6 protein-coding genes and 1 pseudogene are annotated in these 5,055 nt (G+C 57.7%); all 7 read left to right on the top strand.

Going from position 1 to position 5,055, the window contains the following annotated elements; genetic code table 11:
• Positions 1-753 (top strand): annotated as a pseudogene (locus ACESTR_RS15545) (chromosome partitioning protein ParB); the annotation flags it as partial.
• 71 nt (positions 754-824) lie between these two features.
• The gene (locus ACESTR_RS15540) at positions 825-1,256 is read left to right on the top strand and encodes a hypothetical protein (protein ID WP_015545965.1); all 432 of its coding nucleotides are present in this window, start codon (positions 825-827) and stop codon (positions 1,254-1,256) included.
• Positions 1,257-1,272: 16 nt separating this feature from the next.
• Positions 1,273-2,262, top strand: a complete 990-nt coding sequence (locus ACESTR_RS15535) for an ArdC family protein (RefSeq protein ID WP_373179413.1) — start codon at positions 1,273-1,275, stop codon at positions 2,260-2,262.
• A 70-nt stretch (positions 2,263-2,332) separates the two neighbouring features.
• Positions 2,333-3,163 (top strand): DUF4121 family protein, encoded by an 831-nt coding sequence (locus ACESTR_RS15530; RefSeq protein ID WP_373179412.1) that lies wholly within the window; start codon positions 2,333-2,335, stop codon positions 3,161-3,163.
• A 17-nt stretch (positions 3,164-3,180) separates the two neighbouring features.
• Positions 3,181-4,224: a hypothetical protein gene (locus ACESTR_RS15525; RefSeq protein ID WP_229126766.1), complete on the top strand. Its 1,044-nt coding sequence runs from the start codon at positions 3,181-3,183 to the stop codon at positions 4,222-4,224.
• Positions 4,225-4,293: 69 nt separating this feature from the next.
• Positions 4,294-4,836 (top strand): hypothetical protein, encoded by a 543-nt coding sequence (locus ACESTR_RS15520; RefSeq protein WP_373179411.1) that lies wholly within the window; start codon positions 4,294-4,296, stop codon positions 4,834-4,836.
• Positions 4,833-5,055, top strand: a 223-nt coding sequence (locus ACESTR_RS15515; RefSeq protein WP_373179410.1) for a hypothetical protein, incomplete at its 3' end; no start/stop codon positions are given. The genes ACESTR_RS15520 and ACESTR_RS15515, both read left to right, overlap by 4 nt.

The following is a 5,055-nucleotide window of genomic DNA, read 5'->3' as shown; positions in this document are numbered from 1 at the left end:
GAGATCGAGGACGAGGAGCGGGAAGTGACGGTAAACGAGGGGCAGGACGATGAGCATAAGGTCTTCGTCACCGTCGTCCCGCCTTCTCCGCTGGAAGGGCTGATGCAGCAGGATCGCCGCAACCGGGAAATCTGCTACGAGCATATCACGACCGATATGAAGCGTGTCTTCCTCGATGTGAAGGTTGCGAACAAGCCCTTGCAGAAGGAGGAGCAGCAGATGTTCTACTACGCCGTGATGCAGCGCGTGATGAGCGATTCGAAACTCCGTCAGTGCGGTTTCCGACCCAAGGAAGGCTCTTACCTGACCGACCGGGAGCAGTTTGCCGCGGCGGGACGCATTACGGTCAAGCAGCAGGCTGCGTTGGTCCGCGCGTTTCTGGTGGACTACTTCCGATCGGCAGCTCCGGAGTATGGATGTACGGACGAAACGCTCCTGACGGGAATGATGTGCCGCTTTGCGGATCTGAACTTCTCGGAGCAGAGCCAGAAGGTGCAGCAGGAGTATCTGAAAGTCTACGAGCGTCGCAAAGCCCGTCTTCAGGAACAGATCGACGCTTTGCAGGCAAAAGCCGAGGCCGAGGAGATGGCGGTTTCGATGCAGGAGGCACCGGATGCCGAACCGGAGATGCCCGAGCTGCTGCCGGACGAGACGCCCGCTATAGAACCCACCCCGGAGCCGCTGATTATTCCTATGGACCCGGATATCGAACCCGATATCCGGATGCCTGAGGAGATGAAAACGGCGGCATAGTAACAACATGAACTAAATGTCCAAACCGACGGAGCAGGTTATGCCTGCTCCGTCTTTGCATTACTACTGTTATGAATAAGATTTCAGAGATTCCGGAACAGACACCTATTGCAGAAAAACCGACAGTAGAGATGCCCGCCGATCCGTGGCGCTGCGGGGCGTGCGGTTCGCTGCGGGTATCCTGCCAAGTCTGGGTGGACAGCAACACGTACGAAGTACAGTCTATGGCGGAAGACAAAGATGACTTATGGTGCGACGACTGTGCAGAACACACCCGTCAGGTACGCGAAAGCGAATTGATGTCCGATACGGTCGAGCCGTGGTGGAATGACGGAACGACAGAAGAAGACCGGGAAATTATCACCGGACTGAATCCGGAAAATTTCAGCCCGAAGGATGATCGCAAGGCTTTCCGCGATGCCTGCGACATGTGGTGGAACGGCAGGACGAACGACGAGAAGATCCGTCTCTGGCGGCAAGCTACCGCTCCGGAGGAAGAATAACGTAAAGATAAGAGCCATGAATAAGAATCTGATTGAAAAGATCGCTCCGCAGTTGACGGAGCTGATGATAAAGAAAATGGAAACGCTTACCGAAGCGTGGCGCAAGCCGTGGATCGCCGACCTTGCGCACGGTCTTCCGCGCAACCTGCGCGGCACGCCCTACCGGGGCGGGAATATCCTGATGCTGCTGTTCCTCTCGGAGATCGCAGGCTACAGTACGCCGCTTTTTATGACGTTCAAGCAGGCCAAGGAGGAGGGTCTGAACATCCTCAAAGGCTCCGGTTCGTTCCCGGTCTTCTTCTGGAAACTGTATATCCGCCATAAGGAGACCCGCAAGAAGATTGAGTTGGCGGACTATTACCGCCTGCCGCAGGAGCAGCGACGGCAATACGACGTGCTGCCCGTGATGCGCTACTACCCGGTCTTCAACATCGACCAGACGGATATGTCGGAACAGCAGCCGGAGCGCTACGCTTCGCTTACGACACCGACCGGGCCGAAAGACTACTCGGACGGTCTGACATGCGAGGTGCTCGATCGGATGCTGGCGGAGCAGTCGTGGCTCTGTCCCATCCTGCTCAGATCCGGCAACAGGGCGTCCTATTCACCGACGCTCGACCGGATCGTCTGCCCCGAAAAACGGCAGTTCCCGGAGGGCGCGGCATTCTACACGACACTTCTCCACGAAGTCACGCACAGTACGGGGCATGCGGAGCGTCTGAACCGTCCTTTTGGCGCTTGCTACAGAGATGCCGACTACATCCGCGAAGAGTTGGTCGCCGAACTTACGGCGGCCTTGTGCGGTGCGATGCTGGGCTTCGCTACGACGCCTCGTGAGGAGAGCGCCGCCTATATCAAGGACTGGCTGGCGGAGTTCCATAAAGAGCCGACCTACCTGTTCGACATCCTCACGGACGTGAACCGTGCCGCGCGGATGATCTCCGAACGGCTGGCCTGCGAACAGGAGCCGGAAACCTCGGAGGCGATTCCGGCCGAAGCGGCCTGAACCCTTATAGAACCTTTTTGTTTAACCCGCGCCGCGACCTTTGGGCCGCGGCGCTTTTATTATCAGCAATATGCAACAAGATAAAACCAAAGATCGGTACAGCCGCGAAACACTGCTGCCGATGAATACGCTTTACGACCATGAACATTGCCTGGCGCAAGAGGATGTGGACATGGCCAATAAGTTGGTGCGTCATATCGAACATACCCGTAACCCGCGTGTCCCGCAGGTCGGCGACCGGGTGCGCTATACCACGCGCCACGGTGACTTCTACGGCAACGCCCTGATCGAGGCTGTCCGTGAAGATGGAACGCGCTCGATCTGCCTGTGCCCATACGTTCCCTTCGTGTGGATGACAGCCGACGGCATCGGCTGCGCGGTCAGCGGAGGGCCTTTTACGGTCGTGGCGCCGCACGCGTTGCACCCGACCGGAAGCGTGCCGGGGGATTTCTGTGCTTGGGGCCATTGCGGCGCCTGCGGCAACGGAGTCGTCCGGTTCTGCGCCGAGGTTCCGCTGTGGGAGTTCCGGGAAGGCGATCCGCTCTATGGTGATTTCTCCACCGAGAAATGGCGCAAGATCAGCCTTTACAAGGATACGGAGTGCCGAAGCGGCGATCTTTACCGGGGCGAGTGCATCTCGTTCGGCTCGGAGGAGGAGTTCCGACAGTTCCTCTCCGATTACGAAGGAACCGTATTCGCGGCTCCCGACCCGAAATCCGTCATCGTCTGGTGCTATCGGGATGAGCAGACCGCCGTATCGCAAGAGGGGTGGGATGTGCTCGATGCTCCCGTTACAGAGCAGCGCATCTACAATGCGCCCCAACCCGTGAAACTCGTCAAGGATCACGGGCGGCACACCACGGTCTGCTATTTCGTCAGACCGGAATTTTCTTATAAATAACTTGATTCTCTATGACTATGAACAACAAAGAAACACTCGAAAAACTGCGCACTTATCAGATCGGCGTCATCCGCTCGGTCATCGCCAGCCGGCAAGGGCGCCTGGGAACTTATTCGGCCGATGCGACAGACCGCGAGCGGCTGGCAGATACGGACGGCCTCGCCTACGAGGAGTATTACGAGTCGCCCCTTACAATCGGATACGACGGTCTTTGTCGCAATGTAATCTCCCTCGAATTTTGTGAGGACGGGCTGACGCCCGTCTGCCTGATGGACGGCGGGGATGGTTTCCCGCTTCCGCTTGAAAATCTGTCCTGCGATACCCTGCAAGGCATCGTCGAATGGCTGGAAGAATACGATTTCATTCCGTCCGCGGGGGCTGCGCCGCAGACGACAAACGACCTTACGGAAGATTTCGTGGAACGCTGCCTACCGGAATACCGTACGCGCTACGACGTTTTCCGGCTGGGCGAGTTGCAGAACTTCCTCGATGGCCATGAATCCCCGGATTTCGGGCTGGATCGCGACGAAGCCGCCGCGGAGCGCGACCGTTTGCAGCTTCGGATCTATGCCGAGGCCATTACTGCCTTTATGAAAAGGCAGTCCGCAGCGCTTCCGGGCAATGTGTCCCTGCGCGACTATGCCGAGGCGCTGGTCGATATCGCCTATGAAGCCGGGCGCAGGAAGTTCCGGCCTTCGGACAACTCCCGCGATACGGCCGCGACGCTCATTGCCTGGGGCGACGAGTTCTCCCGGCGGCACAGGAATACGGACTGGACGGAAAAGGAGTATCTCGACGAGATTTACCGATTCACCGACGAGAAACTGCGAAGCGTTCCGAGTAAGGACGATCCGAATGCGGAGTTCGACATCGCCTTTCTGAACCGTACGGCTCTCGAAAGACACGGATACGATACTGCGACGATTACGGACGGCGATCTGCAGAAGTTGGCCGAACGGATGGGTGATTATTATTGCGAGAGCAACAAGTTCAGCGAAGATCTGCGTACGGCCTGCGGCGATTTCGGATTGAAGCTCCGGGACACGACCAATCCGAAATAACACGACACTTCACGTATTGTCAAATCAGGCCGCAGCCCTAAAGCTGCGGTCTTTTAATTGCATATCATTATGAGCTATCAGATTATAACACGTATCACCATTACCCCCGACCTGCGGGTGATGGTGCGCATGGCGGCGAACAACATCCGCCCGCTCGACTTCCGTTACGACGAGGTCGTATCCCTGACAGAAACGCTGCGCACGAAAGGCCGTCCGACGCTCGAACTGGAACTGCTGTCGCTCTTTTTCAAGGGCCTTTGGCAGGGCCGAACCCGCTATGACCGGGCTGTCAGTTATGCGCTGCTGACCGACGGCATCGACAAATACGAGGCGTGGGAACGCTGCCGCGAGGACAAGGAGTACGAACGTGGCCTGCTGCTGCGGATGCGGGGCTTCCTGCACTATCAGCCCGTTCCGTGCCGCTGCCACCTCGAATATCAAAGAAGCCCTGTGCGGCGTATTTATGTCGGATACATCTCTTTTTCGCGGCAGAGGCGCCGCATCTTTCCGAGCGTCCTCGACGCGCAGGCCGCGCTGTTCGCAAAGGGCTGGAATCCCGACAAGTTCCAAATCGTCGAAGAAGAAACGAACCCTAAATCCGAAATACAATGAAAACCTATCGCATCAACAAGAACGCCGCGCGTCTCGCGCAGGGGACGGGCTTCGCTCCCGAATTGATCTATAACATCTCGCTTGTCCGGTTTCAGGGCCGTAACGGCCGCTGTATCGCGGCATGGACACCGGGGATGAAGCGCCCCCCCCGGTATGTCTACAAGGCCCACACCCCGGAAGAATACGACAAGGCTATGGAGCGTATCCGGCAGGAGGCCG

Origin of the sequence: Alistipes sp. DJF_B185, from assembly GCF_964250025.1 — a bacterium.
In the GTDB taxonomy this organism is placed as follows: domain Bacteria; phylum Bacteroidota; class Bacteroidia; order Bacteroidales; family Rikenellaceae; genus Alistipes; species Alistipes finegoldii.
Note: the sequence above shows the minus strand (reverse complement) of the source record. Positions and strands in the feature narration are given on the sequence as shown.